Origin of the sequence: Acinetobacter soli, assembly GCF_000760595.1 — a bacterium.
Classification (GTDB): domain Bacteria; phylum Pseudomonadota; class Gammaproteobacteria; order Pseudomonadales; family Moraxellaceae; genus Acinetobacter; species Acinetobacter soli.
In genome coordinates, this window is the sequence record NZ_BBNM01000005.1 from 66,336 (window position 1) to 82,111 (window position 15,776).

Consider the following 15,776-nt stretch of genomic DNA (forward strand, 5'->3'; position numbering starts at 1 on the left):
ATATGACAAGAATTGAAAAGGAAAACACCACATGGAAAAAGCCACGTCACTCCCCTTAAGCAGGCCACATGCACAGCAGAGTACACAAAAAATCGCCTTTGCCACTTTAGCCGGCACCACTATCGAGTGGTATGATTATTTTATTTATGCCGCAGTGGCCGGACTGGTCTTTAATCAGTTGTTTTTTAAACCCGCAGGCCCAGTTTTTGCGACACTATTGGTGTTTGCATCGGTTGGAATCAGTTTTATTTTTCGTCCACTTGGTGCCTTCGTGGCAGGCTATTTTGGTGACAAAATTGGCCGTAAAACTATTTTAAGTGTCACTCTCATCATGATGGGAATGAGTACTGTGGCCATCGGGTTACTCCCCAGCTACGACACGATTGGCATTGCAGCGCCCATTTTATTGATTATTCTTCGAATCATTCAGGGCATTTCGACAGGAGGCGAATGGGGTGGCGCCGTACTCATGGCGGTTGAACATGCACCTCAAGACAAGCGCGGCATGTTTAGTGCTTTTCCTCAACTGGGAGTCCCGTTGGGCTTGTTATTGGCGTCACTCATGCTCGTGATCATGACCGGATACGTTTCACCGGGGGACGAATTTGTACAATGGGGTTGGCGCATTCCTTTTCTGGTGAGTATTTTTTTATTTGTACTGGGACACTGGATTCGACGCTCGGTCGATGAGAGCCCAGTTTTTGATGATCTCAAGCAAAAAGGCACTGCCGAGCAGCCGTTTCGAACACTGTTTAAAAGCTATAAAAAAGTCGTTTTCACGGCTGCACTTCTGATTGCTGGCACGACATGTCTGGGCTACATGACCGCAGGTGGTTTTTTGCAAAGCTATACCACCAATCCAAATGGCCTCGCCTTGGATCGACCAACCATTTTATCACTGGTCAGCGTTTCTGCTCTAATCTGGACATTTTTTACTTGGTTTACTGCCGTGCTCTCAGACAAATATGGTCGTAAGCGTTTATATGTGATTGGCTCAGTAATTCAAATTGTGACCGCACTTTGCCTATTTCCGCTGGTACAAACTGGTGACTACCTTAATATTATGATTGGTCTGGCGTTATTGTCTGCGGGCATTGGAATGACCTATGGCGTACAAGCCGTGTTTTATGCGGAGCTTTTTCCCGCATCTATTCGCTTTACCAGCATTTCCATTACTTATGCAATTGGCACGATAATGGGCGGTGCATTTGCGCCCCTAATTGCAGCAGCCCTGATTATCAAACCAAATGGCATTTTTTGGGTGAGTAGTTATCTATGTTTGATGGCAACGCTGGCTTTTCTGGCTATTTGTGTGTTTAAAGATCGCACAGGCATTCGCCTAGAAACCGATAATGAAGAACAACAAAAAGCAGCGCCTTTTGTATGGTCATCAAAAAGAGAATAATATTGAGTCTAAACAAGAAAAAACCCAGACCATTTAAATGATCTGGGTTTTTAGAATCTTGGTCCCGAGGGTCGGACTCGAACCGACACGTTCTCTCGAACAGTGGATTTTGAGTCCACCGCGTCTACCAATTTCACCACCTCGGGAAGAGCATGATGCTGCTTTGTGATGCGTATATTATCTGATTTTAAAATCTTGTCAACGCTAAGATATTGAGTTTTGCTCACTTTTAGTACAAACAGTAAAAAATCATAAAAAAAGCGCGCTGCCCAATCGGTTTGAAAAGCTCTATACTATCGCCACGTTTTGGTTTGTACTCGAGTTATGCAACTTTCCGATTTCAATTTTGATCTGCCTGACGAGCTGATTGCCCGTTATCCACTTGAAACACGCTCCGCATCGCGTCTGCTTCATCTTGATGCGCAGGGTCAATATCATGACCATGCCTTTACCGACATTCTAGAGCTTCTCGATGAAGGTGACCTTTTGGTATTAAACGACACCAAGGTCATGAAAGCCCGACTCAAAGGCAAGCGCGCATCAGGTGGAGCAGTTGAGGTATTGGTAGAGCGTATGCTCGATAACCGGATTGCACATTGTCATATCAAATCCAGTAATTCACCTAAAGCTGGTGCAGAGCTATTTATTGGTGAAGATCAAGTCTCTGTCACTGTACAAGGCCGTCATGAAAATCTCTATGTGGTTGAATTTTCTCAGCCGATCTTGAGCGTGCTTGACCGTTATGGTCAATTGCCTATTCCGCCGTATTTTAACCGTGAAGCCGAAGCCATCGACACCGAGCGTTATCAAACGGTGTTTCACAATCCAGATAAAATTGCCAGTGTGGCCGCACCTACCGCCAGCCTGCATTTCGATGAATCACTCTTGGCCAAGCTTGAAGCCAAAGGCATTCAAAAAACATTCGTGACCTTACATGTGGGTGCTGGTACCTTTTTACCGGTACGTACAGACGACATCAAAAATCACATTATGCACAGTGAATGGTGTGACGTGCCTGAACATACCGCAGAATTGATTCGTCAGGTGCAAGCTCGTGGCAATAAAGTGATTGCTGTCGGGACAACGGCCACGCGTGCCTTGGAAAGTGCAGTACAGGCCAATGGCGGAAAAATCGGTGCATGGACAGGCGACACCCAGATCTTTATTTATCCGGGCTATCAATTTTGTGCGGTTGATCGCCTCATCACCAATTTCCATTTACCAGAATCGACCTTACTGATGCTGGTGTCGGCCTTGTCAAATCGCGACAATATCTTAAATGCGTATGCACATGCTGTAGAAGCAAAATATCGCTTCTTTAGTTATGGTGATGCCATGCTGATTGATCGCGCAGCAACCCAAGTCAACTAACAAGTTTAATACTTTAGGTTGTATCTGTTTGACTCAAAAATGCCCGACATATCGTCGGGCATTTTTTATACTTAAGGCAACGCCTTTAGTGTTTTCGTTATCTTGTACATTTAGTAGTAGCACTCTCAGGACAAATCAAGGAAAATAGCCGCCTTTAAATAGGTTAATCAGCGAACTGTTTTTTCGCCTTGATTTGGAAAGTTGCATGAAGTTTGAAAAATTAGGTCAATCTGGCCGCGCCCGTCGTGGTCGTTTAACCCTTGCACACGGCGTGGTCGAAACACCTGTGTTTATGCCTGTTGGCACATACGGCACTGTAAAAGGTATGTTGCCGCGCGATATCGAAGAAATTCAAGCGCAAATTATTTTAGGCAACACCTTTCACCTGTACTTGCGTCCGGGCCTTGAGGTAATTAAAGAGCATGGTGGATTACATGAATTCATCAAGTGGGATAAACCGATTCTGACCGATTCAGGCGGCTTTCAGGTGTTTAGCCTTGGCGCGATGCGTAAAATCAAGGAAGAAGGTGTGACCTTCCGCTCACCGATTGACGGTTCAAAAGTGTTTTTGTCACCTGAGATTTCTATGGAAATCCAGCAAGTGCTCAACTCCGACATCGTGATGATTTTTGACGAATGCACGCCCTACCCAGCCACTCACGAAGAAGCACAAAAATCGTTGCAGTTGTCTTTGCGCTGGGCCAAACGTTGTAAAACCCATCATCACGAACAACTCAATAATACCAATGCGCTATTTGGAATTATTCAGGGCGGTATGTATGAAGATCTGCGTGATGAATCCCTTAATGGTTTGCTCGAAATTGGATTTGATGGCTATGCCATTGGTGGGTTATCGGTAGGCGAACCGAAAGAAGAAATGATCAAGGTACTCGATTATCTGCCGGCTAAAATGCCAGAAGATAAGCCACGCTACCTAATGGGTGTGGGTAAACCGGAAGATATCGTTGAAGCGGTGCGCCGTGGTGTCGATATGTTTGACTGCGTAATGCCGACCCGTAATGCGCGTAACGGTCATTACTTTGTGACAGACGGTTTGGTGCGTATCCGCAACAGTAAATATCGTCATGATCAAAGCCCGCTCGATCCACATTGCGATTGCTATACCTGCAAAAACTTTACCCGTGCCTACCTTTACCATCTTGAAAAATGTGGTGAAATGTTGGCATCAATGCTCGGTACAATTCACAACTTACGGTATTATCAACGCCTGACTCAAGGCATTCGTGATGCACTTGAGCAGGGTACCTTTGATGAGTTTGTCACCGACTTCTACACGCGTCGTGGTTTAGATGTACCACCCGCACCGGTGGATTAATTCATCAGAATTTGCGCTCAACAAAAAGACAAGGTAAATTGCAGAGCGAACTGGTATTTTTGTCATAATTTGACGCCCATTTTTTAACTTTAGGAAACCAAAATGAGCTTTTTAATTTCTACTGCTCACGCTGCAGATGCGGCGCCGCAAGGTCCAGGCATGATGGCTAACATATTGATGATTGTTGTATTTGTTGCAATCTTCTATTTCTTGATCTGGCGTCCTCAATCGAAACGTGCCAAAGAACATCGTACTTTGGTTGAAAGCCTAGGTGTGGGCAGCGAAGTTGTTTTTGCTGGTGGCTTAATGGGCCGTATCACCAAAATCGAAGGCGATTATGCCGTGGTTGAATTGAGCCGTGGCGTAGAAGTTAAAATCCAACGCGCTAGTGTGATTTCAGTTTTACCTGAAGGCACACTCAATAACCTTTAATCAAAAAGACAGTCGTGCACCCCGCACGACTTTTTCATTTTAAGAAGAAAGCGAATGCGTTACCCTGCATGGAAATATGTGCTGATCATTGTTGTTTTGATTATCAGCACTTTATACGCACTGCCAAGTTTGTATCCAGACGAGCCTGCTGTTCAGATTTCTGGTGCCAAAGCCGGTACTCAAATCGACCAGAGCATGGTGCAAAAAGCAGAGCAAATTTTAAAAACTGCCAACATCACCAGTCATGACAACAGCTTTGCCAACAATGCTGCCCTGTTACGTCTTAACTCATCGGAAGATCAGCTCAAGGCACAGGACGTATTGCGTCGTGATTTAGGCGACAACTATGTGGTGGCGTTAAACCTTGCCCCGACCACGCCAGAATGGCTTCAGAAAATTGGCGCCAAGCCAATGAAACTGGGCCTCGACTTACGTGGTGGCGTACACTTCTTGCTCGAAGTGGACATGAACAAGGCAATTGCGCAGCGCATGGAAACGTCGGTCAGTGATATTCGCCGTCAATTCCGCGACAACAATATCAAGTTCAATAGCTTATCGCTTAACAACAATGCGATTGTACTACAATTTGCCAATAACGCAGATCGCGACACGGCTATGGACTTTTTACGTCGTAATGGCAACGAATACACACAACAGGCGGTCGCAACGGCAACTGGTGCATCACTGCGTCTGAGCTACACCGATGCTCGTCGTCAGGAGATCGAGTCGTATGCGGTCAACCAAAACTTAACCACATTGCGTAACCGTATTAACGAGTTGGGCGTGGCTGAAGCTTTGGTTCAAACCCAAGGCAGCAACCGTATTGTGGTGGAATTACCTGGCGTTCAGGATACTGCTGAAGCCAAGCGTGTTCTAGGTCGTACGGCCAATCTTGAGTTCCGTTTGGTTGCCGATCAAAATGATCAATATATCGACCCGTATACCGGTAAATATAATGGTCAGCCATTGCCACCGGGCACAGAGTTGTTTGCCTATGAGTCACTCGACAGTGGTCGTCAGTTGTTGCTTAATCGCAACCGTATCTTGACCGGTGAACGTGTGCAAAACGCAAGTTCTGGCTTTAGTCAGGATACAGGCGGTGCCGAAGTGAATATCACGCTCGACAGCGCTGGCGGTAAGCTCATGGCAGATGCGACACGAAATGCAGTGGGTAAACGTATGGCGGTGTTGTTTATCGAAAATAAACAACGCGTCAGTTATGTGACGGATCCGGCAACTGGTGCACAAACCGAAGTGCGTACACCATATACCGAATCGGTCATTATCAATGCCGCGACTGTTCAAGCTGTTTTGGGCTCACAGTTCCGAATTACTGGTCTCGACTCTCCTCAAGAAGCGGCTGAACTTGCGCTGATGCTTCGTGCGGGTGCGCTTGCAGCACCAATGTACTTTGTTGAAGAACGCGTGGTTGGTCCAAGCCTTGGTCAGGAAAATATCGACAAAGGGATTCTGTCTACTGAAGTCGGCTTCCTTCTGGTCGCGATCTGGATGGTGGTGTTCTTCCGCTTGTTTGGTTTGATTGCAAACTTTGCCCTCGTGTTTAACTTGGCAATGATTCTCACCGTAATGTCTTGGATTGGTGCCTCGCTCACCCTGCCGGGGATTGCCGGTATCGTCATTACCATCGGGATGGCGGTCGATGCGAACGTACTAATTTGTGAACGAATACGTGAAGAAATTAAATGGGGGGCTTCACCCAAGCAGGCCATTGTGGCCGGCTATGATCGTGCCTACAACACCATTTTTGACTCGAACTTAACCACATTTTTGGTGGCGTTCATTTTGTTTGCAATTGGTACAGGTCCAATCAAAGGTTTCGCAGTGACGCTGATGATTGGTATTGTCTGCTCGATGTTTACTGCCATTACCGTGACCCGTGCAATTGTACAGCTCATTTATGGCAAACGTCGTAACTTGAAAAAGTTGAGCATATAAGGAGATCGATGATGACTGATATGACTCAACCTAAACCCAAGCAGTATGGCCGTCCAGACAACGAGCGGGTAATTCCGTTTATGAAAATTGCCAAACCAGCGGCAATTTTCTCGGTCTTGCTCACCTTGGCCAGTATCTTCTTTATTGTAACCAAGGGTCTTAACCTCGGTTTGGACTTTACTGGCGGCGTTTCGGCAGAGCTGAATTATTCGCAACCGGTGAATCAGTCCGCTGTTTCACAAGCGCTTGATAAAGCCGGCTTTAAAGATGCTGTCGTACAAACACTTGGTAGTAATAAAGATCTGATCGTGCGGATGCCTGTACAAGATGATCTCAAAGTAGATGATCTTAGCAATGCGCTGACCCAGGCAGTGCAATTGCCAAATAACACGGCCGTGGTACACAAGGTCGATGCTGTTGGCGGACAGGTGGGTAACGAGCTTTACCTACGCTCTGCTGGCGCTGTGGCTTTGGCATTGATTCTGATGCTGGTCTACGTGACCATTCGTTTTGAATTCAAGCTTGCGATGGGCGCTGTGATGTCGTTATTCCACGATATCATTATTATCATTGGTGCTTTCGCGCTGTTTCAATGGCAGTTCGATTTAACCGTGCTTGCGGCTGTTTTGGCGGTCATTGGTTTCTCACTGAACGATAACATCGTGGTATCAGACCGTATCCGTGAAAATTTCCGTAAGATTCGCGGTGCAACACCACGTGAAATTGTCGACATTGCATTGACCGAAACTCTCAGACGTACCATTCATACATCTATGACCCTGTTACTGGTGGTTCTTGCCATGATGTTCTTGGGTGGTGATGGCTTGAAATGGTTCTCTGTTGCGATGTTTGTAGGTGTCTTTGTCGGGACCTACTCTTCGATTTATATCGGAACAGCATTTGCATTGTGGCGTGGTCTAAACCGTCAAGACTTTGTGGTTCAAGTTAAACCTGAATTTGAAGATGATATTCCATAATCTTTAAATTTGAGTGTTATTAAAAATGCCAGCAATCTGCTGGCATTTTTTTTAAGCAATACATTTAAGATGGTGTTTTGGTTTTGGCCTCTAAATCGAGCTGACGCTGGCGCTCTCGCCGATTAATCTGCTCAATCTTTTCGAGTGCATACTGAATCGCATAGTAAAATCGGGCAAATAACATCATGACAAAAAAGGTATAAAATGCAGATAGATCGAACTGGTCTGCGTGCTGAAAAAATTTTTCATAACAGGCAGCCACCATCGAAATCACCATCATCGTGGCAAAAAAATAGTAAATAAATTGAATGTCTTTATCACGTATTTTTAATTTCATACTTATGGTCCAAAACGTTAACAACAATAAGAAAATTTAATTTTAAGGACGAAAAATTTGTATTTTTGGCAGAATGAATTGACCACATCCGATGTCTGAGCGCCATGCCACACACAGCATGGCAGCGCCAAGATCGAAGCACTGATAGGCAAAAATACCCAATCGATCATCTACGATTTGACCTTGATCAGAAGTGGGATGCATGTGCGTATTTAGAGTGTTTAAATCGAGTCGTATACCCATACCATGCGCTTTTAAAATCGCTTCTTTGGTGGTCCATACCTTGAACCAATAACGCACATCTTCGTCTAAAGCTTTCCAGCATGCATACTCATCGGGATGAAAAGCATGCTGAGCCAAGGCATCGAAGCGGATTTTACGGTTCAAACTTTCGATATCTACACCGATATCTACCACACGATCACTGATTGCCAAGGCATAGTCATCCTGACTGTGTGAATGATTAAACGCCAAGGTTGAATGGCGTAAATACGGTTTTCCGTGCGCGGTTACTGCATAATCTAGGGTATCGATTGATGTGTCTAAATGTCGGGCAATCTGCTGGTCGCGGTAGCCATAGATTTGCTCGCGTTTATACTGCTGATAATCACGTCTGGAAGCAAAATCGATTATTTCTGCCTGAACAATTGCCGAAAGCGGACACACATAAACCTGAATCGTTTTCAAAGCTCAAGCCTCAATCAGGTGTCTTGAGCCAAACACAGCTTGAGTATAGCAACGCGACATCAATGCATTCCCCCATTGACGGAAATAACCTGACGGGTGATGTAGGATGCCTCATCGGAGCATAAAAACCGAACCAGACTGGCCACTTCGTTGGCTTGACCTAAGCGTTGCATTGGGATCATGGCTAAAGCATGCGACTTGACCTCTTCTGTGACCATCTCGGTTTCGATCAGTCCTGGTGCCACACAATTGACGGTGATTTTACGTTTGGCCAGTTCAAGAGATAAGGCCTTGGTTGCACCAATCAGTCCTGCTTTGGCTGCACTATAGTTGACCTGCCCTCGATTGCCCATCACGCCCGAAACAGAAGACAACGTCACAATACGGCCGCCTTTTCTCAACTGAATCATCGGCATGATGATGGGTTTCAATACATTGTAAAAACCATCGAGCGAAGTAGAAATCACTTGATCCCAGTCATCATCTAGCAGTGCCGGAAAGGCTGCATCACGGGTCAAGCCAGCATTGAGCACCACCCCGTAAAAAGCGCCATGCTGTTCAATAAAGGCCTCAAGTTGTTGCTTAGTTCGCTCACGATCGGTCACATCAAACATTAAGACATCACTGCGACGTCCCAGCGCTCGAATCTCATCAGCAACGTGATTGGCTTCGTCGATGCGTGAGCGCGCATGCACCACCACATCAAACCCCGCCTGTGCCAACGCCAACGCAATCGCTTTTCCAATGCCTCGACTTGATCCTGTGACTAAAATACGTTTGTTCATATTTGACTCTGCTCTGGCGTCATTGAAGGAGGTTCATATACGGTAAGAACGGCACAAATACGATACCCACCCTCATCAATACAACACTCAAATTGTCCTAGGCCATCATGCATCGACTGTTTCTCGACCCGAATGGTCAACTGTGTTCCCAAGGCAAAAAATGGCAAAGGCAGATTCAGCTTACGTGTCCCGAGCAAAAATCCCACCTTGGGCCCTGCGCTGTTTAAATGACCCTGATAACCTGAAAATGCACTAATGGTTTGTGCCATTAGCTCGATACTGGTCCAGGTGGGTAGCCCTTGTGCAGTACAAAACATTAAGTCTGGCTGAATGCTTAAACTTGCCACCGCATACGTATCGGTGATTTCAATCAGATCATCCACCAACAGCATCGGTGCCTCATGCGGAATATACTGGCTGGCTTTTTCTTGTAGGATCATTTTAGGCACCGTCCAAAAATCAAACTGACATTGCTGCCACCAAAGGCAAAGGAATTACTCATCACATAATTCAAAGTATGCGCATGATCATTAGCCATTACATAGTGCTGATCATTGAGTTCAGGGTCTAAGCCCGTATGTTGCTGATGGAGAGGCAGCCACGACTGATCAAGCAATACGTGCTGACAAATAAATGCTTCAATCGCGCCCGCAGCACCTAAACAGTGTCCGGTACGATGTTTGGTGCTACTCAGTTGAGGGCCTTGTTTGCCAAAAACTTGACGCACTGCTTTGATTTCCATCTGGTCATTTTGCGGGGTTGCTGTGCCATGTAAATTCAGATAATCAATTTGTTCAGGCAAAATACCTGCTGTATCGAGTGCGCGCTGCATAGCCTGTGCTGCTCCAACACCCTCTGGGTGCGGTGCAGAAATATGCCAAGCATCCATCGATTCACCTACACCTACCAGCATAATCGGGGCCGACTCACGGGTGAGTAAAAATAACCCTGCTGCTTCTCCAATATTGATTCCGTCACGCTTATCGCCACAGGGCTGACAAATCTCGCGTGAAAGACTTTCTAAACTGTTAAAGCCATTTAGAGTGAGTCGGCAAAGCGTATCGACTCCACCCACCAGCACTGCATCGACCAATCCAGCTTGAAGCAAACGCTGGCCGGAAATAAAAGCTTTGGCACTCGATGAACATGCTGTTGAAATGGTATAGGCAGGTCCTTGCCAACCCAAATAGGCACGCAATCCTTTTGCCAATGCATTCATTTGTTGTTTGTGATGATTAATTTTGGCATGCGGCTGATCATGAAAATGGGCGGTAAAGAGTGCCTCATTATCGGAAATACCAGACGTTGACGTTCCCACAACCACTGCCAATCGCGTTGAATCTAAGTGCGCTGTCATTTGACGAAGTGGCTTTTCAATTTGCTGTAATGCGGTAACAGCAAACCTAAGGTTACGTGATTGCCATTTTTCACATTCAGGTGGTAAATGCTCAACCATCTCACCGGTATAAGCACCCACCCAGACCTCGCGCTCTACAAGTAGATCCGAACGGAGGCTTAAACTCGGCGCAACATCCGAGCAGCCTAATTGTGTGCGCAGTTGACTCGGCTGGTCGCCCAATGCCGACAGGCTGGCACTCAGTTGTATCCCAATGGCAGCAGCATGGTGATGTTGATCTTGCATAATGATGGTTCTAGTTGGATTCTAAAGTGTTTTCAATAGATGAAAAGGTCATATGATACGGCACCTGAATATTATCAAGGTCGATCGTGTCGGAGCTGTGCCGAAGATTCAATACTTTTTGATTTTGAATATAAACGTCTTGGCCAGTTGCGGTGGGTTTTACCGTTATCGTAGCGTTTGATTGCTTGGTAAAATCAGGATAAGTGGCCACCAGAATATCGCGGACTAAAAATTCAAATGGCAACAGTCGCATTTCATCAATTCGCTGCTTCACGATCACCCGACGACCATCGTAGTCCACATCAAATAGTTGCTGTCCTGTCAAGGTCAATGCCACCATTTGCAATGCTTCGCCTTGCTGACGCTGATACAGCAAAAAACTAAACTGCTTGCTGCGCCAACGGACATCGACCTGATCCTGTCGGACGTAATCGCGATGTTGTTGCTGTAGTTGTGCCCACTGTGGCTGCGGCAATCCAGGTGCTTTGGGCATAAAGCTTTGACATGCACTCAGCACCGCCATGATTGCGCCAATCACCATCCATCGTCCGCATGCTTTTAAATACATCGGCATGACTTATACGGCCTCCTGACGACAATATTCAGCCAAGTTACTCAAACGCCGTTTGGCATTTTTATGCATTGGATTCTTCATGTCCCAAGCGTAACCTGCCAATAATGAGGCAATCATGCGCTCAATCTCGTGATTTTTTTTGCTAGAAAATACGACATCCTGAAATTCACCTGAATACCATGCCTCGACATAGGCACGAAATACACTGATCCCCTCACGCAGCGGTTTTTCATACTCGTTCAGCCAATCGATACACTCACCTTGTAAATGACGCACGACCAAAGGCACCGCCAAACTCGATGATTTCATGGCAATGGTGACTCCCGACGAAAAAACCGGATCGAGAAACTCGCCTGCATTGCCAAGCAGTGCATAATTGGACTGGGCCAAATGTTTCACATTGGCGGAATATCCGGTCAGGCTATTTACAGGCATATCGAACTTCGCCTGCGCAAGAACCTTCGATAAACTCTGGTCATCGGCTAGAATGCGGCGCAATAAAGGTTCAGGTTGATCTTGCGCAGGATCATGGCTTAGGTATGTTTCAAAAAAGTCATGTTCAGCCACCACCCCAAAAGAGCTGCGACCATCCGCAAAGGGAATTAGCCAGTACCAAGCACGGCGGTCTTTATCATGCACTGTAATTAAAATCTTTTGACGATCAAAGGCAGGGTTATCGCCTATGCCATCTTCAATATGCGTAAACAATGCCCGACGAATAGGAAAGTTCGACGGCGACTCCAAATCAAGCAATTTTGGCAGCACGCGACCAAAACCACTGGCATCGAGTAAAAATTTGGCCTGAATTTGATAGCTTTGTCCATCTTCGCTGCGCACGGTCACGCACGGCTCTTTTGAGTCGACATCGACGCTGAGCACATCGTGTCCAAAGCGGAGATCAGCACCCAATTGTTGGGCTTGCTGCGCTAAAAGATGATCAAAGTCGCTGCGGCGAACTTGCCATGTGGTGCCTGGGCCATCACTAAATTTATCGGTGAAATCATAGAAACTACGTTCGGTTCCACGTAAAAAAGCGGCGCCATTCTTAAACTGAAAAGCACAGGGTTCAACATGTGCTCGAATGGTCTCCAGCAGCCCTGCTTCTTCTAAAAACACCATACACTGCGGCAGTAAAGATTCGCCTATGGAAAAGCGCGGGAAATGCTGTTTCTCTAGCACTAGCACATTAAGGCCATGCTGGCGCAGCAATGCAGCGGCCGAGCTTCCCGCCGGGCCAGCACCAATAATCACCACATCGGTGTATTCATTCGAGTGTTTTAAACTAGATGGCTGCATACGACACATGACCTGTAAATTTTAGTTATTGGACGGATAATGTGAAATCACCTGATGCGCTTCATCGGCTTTGGTAAATAGCGTCGCATATACAAAGGAAAAAATGACGCCAAACAAAACCGTCAGACCAAAACAATGAATTGCATAGGTATTGCTTAATGATAATAAACCAAAACCGAGCAAAGTCGACATCATACACAAGAATAATGCCATCCCCACGACCTGTGGATGATCGTGACCGTGACGATAAAAAATGGCATAGTCCACACCAATTCCAACAATCAAAAAGGTGGCCATAATACTAAACAGATTGATCTCGACGCCAAGCCATGCCTGAATTGCAAAAGTCGTCAGTAAGGCCAGCGATACAGGTATCACCAGTGGAACAACCGACCTTGGCCCATAAATAGCACCCAATCCAACAGCCAAGGCGATTAATGCGTAAAACAGCAAGTGCTGGGCCTGTATGCGGTGTTGTTGGAATAAATCTGACAATTCTTGTACGGGCTGCTGCAAAATAATCTGATTATTTTCCAGCGCACGTAATGAACTACTGTCCTGAATACCACTTAGCATGACCAGTCGTTCGGTCGGACTCACCTGCAAAAATGCCAGTGGATGCTCGCTAAATGCGTCTAAGGTCAGCGCAGGTGTCTTTCCAAGCTGTTGCTGCCAGCGTTGCAACGTCTCCAGCGGCAAACCCAGCGCTGTTGCGTATTGTGCCAATTCAGTTGCTGGGATTGTTTTGAGCATTGCAATATGTTGCTGTTGCTGCGCTACCGTTGGAATCCATTGCCCGAGTGCCTGCACACCAGTCAACTGCCCTTTTGCCTGTAACTGGGCAAGCTGCCCTAGCAAACGCTGTTCGTTTTGTTGCATATGCTCGGGTGTATCGCCGCGCACAATAAAATACTCACTGCCTTGCTGTCCGGTAAAGCGACTACGCACATAGTGATCTTCCTGCTTAAGCATCTGATCCATGCTTTGCAAGTTGCGAATGTCATCATTAGGTTTTAAAAACAACAGACTGACACCACCAATTACAACAATCGAAAGCAGCGTCAGGTAGCGTACGCGTGTGTGCTGCAAGAACCAGACACGCACTTTGCCCACCCATGCCAAATGTCGAATAGCTGCTTCGGCATGCAATGGAGGCAATCGAGGCAATAGTAAAATGCTGGTGATCCACGCCGAGACCAGCCCCACAATAGAAAACACGGCAATCTGGCGAAAGCCCGGAAATGGCGTAATACTTAAAAACAGATAGGCCACCACAGTGGTCATAAGCCCCATAAACAAGCTGGGCAATAGCGGTTTTAAAACGGCAAATCCATTGAGCTTGCGATGTTGTGACTGCATCGCCATAAAGTAAAAAGAAAAATCGACACATACCCCGATCAAACTTGCGCCGAATACCAAGGTCATCAGATGTATTTCAGAAAAAATCCAGTGAGTGACAGCAAAAGCCACCAAACTGCCTGTAGTGACGGCAATAAACTCGGTAAGAAGTGGGCGAAGTGAACGAAAGCCAAACCAGACCAGAAACACCAATCCTAGCGTAGAGCCTAAGCCAATCGTGGAAATTTCTTGTTTGGCCGACTGGGTACCATAATTGGCAAACAGTAACGTACCTGTCCAGTGACTGGTCACCTGCATGCGATTCAATTGTTGCCGAGTCGTATCGATCCATGCCGATACTTGCTCTTGATAGTCGATATTGTACGGGCTTTTGCTCAGATTCAAGGTAAATAAGCGAGAGATTTTTCCCGGCTCATGCAGCGTGGCAAAACCATTTTCCAGTTCAATATTGCTGCTTTGCAGGTGCTGTGCATTGGCCATCAGATAGCGACTAAACAGCATGAATGGATCTTGGGTTAGTCCTTCTGCTGTCACGGGCATACCCGGCGTCACCAATTGCAGCAAACTTTTTTCGGTCAGTGCGGCATAGTCCTGCTTTTGTAGCAGGGCTTGATCCTCTGGGCTAAGCAGGCCATCACGATGCTGGTACATCACTCGACCAATCTGCTCTAAGTCGGCTTGAGGCTTTAAGGGTGTAAATAACGGATTATGCTGCAATGACTGCTGTAAACTTTGCGTGGCCTGCTGCATCTGCGCGGGTGTCTTGGCATCAAGCACTAAAAATACGGTCTGGTTGAGCTGTCCCGCGACATACTGCTGCGTACGTTCTAACTGGGTATCCTGACTGAGTTTTGGCAGTAGGGCAAAAACATTGGTTTGAATATGAATGTCTTTTTTTAACCATGCAACACCCAAGATTAGGCTAATGACCAGTAAGATCATGAGCCATACCAAGCCGAGCTTATTTTGCCAATTGGAAAAGTGCATTTTCATGAGCAGTGAGTGTCGCAGGTTGGGCGCGTTGTTGGCTAAAATTCAGAACAGTGCTGTTATTGCCTTTTTCAACAATCACGATTTGGTTAATAAATTGCTGACCATTTAAATCTACTTGTGAAAAAAGCTTTTTAAATAAAGTACTTTTTGGCGTCATTTGAATCGACCAGCCTTGTGGATTAATCTTGGCCTGCGTCACATTAAAGTGCTGATCCAATACTGCTGGATTACCCGACATCAATTGTAAAAACAATGTCGCCACAGAACCATAAGGTGATTTGGCCACATCTAACTGACTCATGCTTTTACTGGTTTTTTGAATCAGTTTGGTCGGCGTGACCACAATATCGGCTTGTACAGGACGCTGTAACTGCCACAGCACACCGCTGTTTTTTGAAAATACGAGCTGACCTGTTGAAACAAAAGTTTTATTTAACGACGCCAGCTTCTTTTTTTGCTCAAAATCAGCACGTACTGTCGAGGTTTGTGCCAGTTGTTTAAAGATCTGGTTTACCTCAGGCGATGCAGCATGCGCATTGTTGAAAAGAACGATACCCAATAACAATGCACTCAAAACCGCCATCACGGCGCTGTGCCAGCGATGTGCCACATGACCAAAATGCTGT

General features: G+C 46.2%; 15 protein-coding genes and 1 tRNA gene. 6 read left to right on the forward strand and 10 right to left on the reverse strand.

Features of this window, described 5'->3' with window-relative positions:
* Window positions 1-31: 31 nt before the first annotated feature.
* A complete protein-coding gene (locus Aso01_RS07625) occupies window positions 32-1,405 on the forward strand; it encodes an MFS transporter (protein ID WP_004932997.1) in 1,374 nt (457 codons plus the stop codon).
* Between the two features lie 59 nt (window positions 1,406-1,464).
* Here the strand turns inward: Aso01_RS07625 and Aso01_RS07630 are convergent.
* Window positions 1,465-1,551: transfer RNA gene (locus tag Aso01_RS07630), tRNA-Leu, on the reverse strand.
* Between the two features lie 178 nt (window positions 1,552-1,729).
* Between Aso01_RS07630 and queA the strand changes: the two genes are divergently transcribed.
* The 5 genes from queA to secF all read left to right on the forward strand — a co-directional run bounded on the left by queA (window position 1,730) and on the right by secF (window position 7,477).
* A complete protein-coding gene (queA, locus tag Aso01_RS07635) occupies window positions 1,730-2,776 on the forward strand; it encodes a tRNA preQ1(34) S-adenosylmethionine ribosyltransferase-isomerase QueA (protein WP_004932995.1) in 1,047 nt (348 codons plus the stop codon).
* A gap of 205 nt (window positions 2,777-2,981) precedes the next feature.
* The gene (gene tgt, locus Aso01_RS07640; RefSeq protein WP_004919919.1) at window positions 2,982-4,112 is read left to right on the forward strand and encodes a tRNA guanosine(34) transglycosylase Tgt; all 1,131 of its coding nucleotides are present in this window, start codon (window positions 2,982-2,984) and stop codon (window positions 4,110-4,112) included.
* Between the two features lie 102 nt (window positions 4,113-4,214).
* A complete protein-coding gene (yajC, locus tag Aso01_RS07645; protein ID WP_004919921.1) occupies window positions 4,215-4,544 on the forward strand; it encodes a preprotein translocase subunit YajC in 330 nt (109 codons plus the stop codon).
* A gap of 54 nt (window positions 4,545-4,598) precedes the next feature.
* The gene (secD, locus tag Aso01_RS07650) at window positions 4,599-6,500 is read left to right on the forward strand and encodes a protein translocase subunit SecD (protein WP_004932990.1); all 1,902 of its coding nucleotides are present in this window, start codon (window positions 4,599-4,601) and stop codon (window positions 6,498-6,500) included.
* A gap of 8 nt (window positions 6,501-6,508) precedes the next feature.
* Window positions 6,509-7,477, forward strand: a complete 969-nt coding sequence (gene secF / locus Aso01_RS07655) for a protein translocase subunit SecF (protein ID WP_104124602.1) — start codon at window positions 6,509-6,511, stop codon at window positions 7,475-7,477.
* Between the two features lie 64 nt (window positions 7,478-7,541).
* Here secF and Aso01_RS07660 read toward each other — a convergent pair whose 3' ends face one another.
* The 9 genes from Aso01_RS07660 to Aso01_RS07700 are packed head-to-tail and all read right to left on the reverse strand — an operon-like array spanning window position 7,542 to window position 15,736.
* Complete coding sequence (locus Aso01_RS07660) at window positions 7,542-7,814, reverse strand: hypothetical protein (protein WP_004932984.1); 273 nt, start codon at window positions 7,812-7,814, stop codon at window positions 7,542-7,544.
* A gap of 42 nt (window positions 7,815-7,856) precedes the next feature.
* Window positions 7,857-8,501 (reverse strand): 4'-phosphopantetheinyl transferase family protein, encoded by a 645-nt coding sequence (locus Aso01_RS07665; protein ID WP_004932981.1) that lies wholly within the window; start codon window positions 8,499-8,501, stop codon window positions 7,857-7,859.
* A 59-nt stretch (window positions 8,502-8,560) separates the two neighbouring features.
* Window positions 8,561-9,286, reverse strand: coding sequence for a 3-ketoacyl-ACP reductase FabG2 (locus tag Aso01_RS07670; protein WP_004932979.1), 726 nt, complete (start codon window positions 9,284-9,286; stop codon window positions 8,561-8,563).
* Complete coding sequence (locus Aso01_RS07675; protein WP_004932976.1) at window positions 9,283-9,726, reverse strand: hotdog family protein; 444 nt, start codon at window positions 9,724-9,726, stop codon at window positions 9,283-9,285. Before Aso01_RS07675 ends, Aso01_RS07670 begins: the two co-directional genes overlap by 4 nt.
* The gene (locus Aso01_RS07680) at window positions 9,723-10,928 is read right to left on the reverse strand and encodes a beta-ketoacyl-[acyl-carrier-protein] synthase family protein (RefSeq protein WP_004932973.1); all 1,206 of its coding nucleotides are present in this window, start codon (window positions 10,926-10,928) and stop codon (window positions 9,723-9,725) included. The genes Aso01_RS07675 and Aso01_RS07680 overlap by 4 nt, the downstream gene beginning before the upstream one ends.
* 10 nt (window positions 10,929-10,938) lie before the next feature.
* Window positions 10,939-11,502, reverse strand: coding sequence for a DUF3261 domain-containing protein (locus Aso01_RS07685; protein ID WP_004932970.1), 564 nt, complete (start codon window positions 11,500-11,502; stop codon window positions 10,939-10,941).
* 3 nt (window positions 11,503-11,505) lie between these two features.
* Entirely contained in the window at window positions 11,506-12,798 is a 1,293-nt protein-coding gene (locus tag Aso01_RS07690) for an NAD(P)/FAD-dependent oxidoreductase (RefSeq protein ID WP_004932967.1), read from the reverse strand.
* A gap of 21 nt (window positions 12,799-12,819) precedes the next feature.
* On the reverse strand, window positions 12,820-15,144 hold the full coding sequence (locus tag Aso01_RS07695) for an MMPL family transporter (RefSeq protein WP_171063711.1): 2,325 nt from the start codon (window positions 15,142-15,144) through the stop codon (window positions 12,820-12,822).
* Window positions 15,119-15,736, reverse strand: a complete 618-nt coding sequence (locus Aso01_RS07700; RefSeq protein ID WP_370685087.1) for a LolA family protein — start codon at window positions 15,734-15,736, stop codon at window positions 15,119-15,121. The genes Aso01_RS07695 and Aso01_RS07700 overlap by 26 nt, the downstream gene beginning before the upstream one ends.
* Window positions 15,737-15,776 lie beyond the last annotated feature (40 nt).

Bases quoted from the DNA above. Each gene is read 5' to 3' on its own strand.
- Aso01_RS07685 (WP_004932970.1), bottom strand. From the start codon at position 11,502: ATGCCGATGTATTTAAAAGCATGCGGACGATGGATGGTGATTGGCGCA.
- tgt (WP_004919919.1), top strand. From the start codon at position 2,982: ATGAAGTTTGAAAAATTAGGTCAATCTGGCCGCGCCCGTCGTGGTCGT.
- secF (WP_104124602.1), top strand. From the start codon at position 6,509: ATGATGACTGATATGACTCAACCTAAACCCAAGCAGTATGGCCGTCCA.
- queA (WP_004932995.1), top strand. From the start codon at position 1,730: ATGCAACTTTCCGATTTCAATTTTGATCTGCCTGACGAGCTGATTGCC.
- Aso01_RS07680 (WP_004932973.1), bottom strand. From the start codon at position 10,928: ATGCAAGATCAACATCACCATGCTGCTGCCATTGGGATACAACTGAGT.
- Aso01_RS07670 (WP_004932979.1), bottom strand. From the start codon at position 9,286: ATGAACAAACGTATTTTAGTCACAGGATCAAGTCGAGGCATTGGAAAA.
- Aso01_RS07675 (WP_004932976.1), bottom strand. From the start codon at position 9,726: ATGATCCTACAAGAAAAAGCCAGCCAGTATATTCCGCATGAGGCACCG.
- Aso01_RS07695 (WP_171063711.1), bottom strand. From the start codon at position 15,144: ATGCACTTTTCCAATTGGCAAAATAAGCTCGGCTTGGTATGGCTCATG.
- secD (WP_004932990.1), top strand. From the start codon at position 4,599: ATGCGTTACCCTGCATGGAAATATGTGCTGATCATTGTTGTTTTGATT.
- Aso01_RS07690 (WP_004932967.1), bottom strand. From the start codon at position 12,798: ATGCAGCCATCTAGTTTAAAACACTCGAATGAATACACCGATGTGGTG.
- yajC (WP_004919921.1), top strand. From the start codon at position 4,215: ATGAGCTTTTTAATTTCTACTGCTCACGCTGCAGATGCGGCGCCGCAA.
- Aso01_RS07625 (WP_004932997.1), top strand. From the start codon at position 32: ATGGAAAAAGCCACGTCACTCCCCTTAAGCAGGCCACATGCACAGCAG.
- Aso01_RS07660 (WP_004932984.1), bottom strand. From the start codon at position 7,814: ATGAAATTAAAAATACGTGATAAAGACATTCAATTTATTTACTATTTT.